Origin of the sequence: Mesorhizobium sp. M1E.F.Ca.ET.063.01.1.1 (assembly GCF_003998155.1) — a bacterium.
GTDB lineage: Bacteria > Pseudomonadota > Alphaproteobacteria > Rhizobiales > Rhizobiaceae > Mesorhizobium.
The window spans coordinates 1-414 of the sequence record NZ_RZSC01001697.1; the positions used below are offsets into that span (position 1 = coordinate 1).

Annotated in this window: 1 protein-coding gene and 1 pseudogene; both read left to right on the forward strand. The window is 69.3% G+C overall.

The features are described 5' to 3' along the window. A partial coding sequence (locus tag EOA29_RS40470; protein WP_127222608.1) for a potassium-transporting ATPase subunit C occupies positions 1–112 on the forward strand: 112 nt, incomplete at its 5' end. A gap of 72 nt (positions 113–184) precedes the next feature. Continuing rightward, positions 185–414 (forward strand): annotated as a pseudogene (locus EOA29_RS40475) (hypothetical protein); the annotation flags it as partial.

A 414-nucleotide genomic window follows, 5' to 3' on the forward strand; every position in this document is an offset into this window, starting at 1 on the left:
CAAGGCGCTTGTCGAAAGTCACGTCGAGGACCGCGAGCTCGGCGTGCTGGGCGAGCCGGTGGTCAACGTGCTGGCGCTCAACCTCGCGCTGGACGACGCCACGAATCCGTGAATGGTGGCGCCGGGGATCGACAGCCTACCCGGCGCCACCCATGTTTAGGATCGGTGCCAGACCCAGGATCAGATGCCGGACGCCAGAAGCAACGAGACCAGACCCTCTCCCGACGCGCTGCTCGAGCAGGCGGAGCGGGAGGAGCGCGGCCGCCTGCGGATTTTCCTCGGCGCCGCGCCCGGCGTCGGCAAGACCTACGAGATGCTGATGGCCGGCCGCGCCCGGCTGGCCGACGGCGTGGACGTGGTGATCGGCATCGTCGAGACGCACGGCCGCAAGGAAACCCTGGCGCTGGTCGAAGG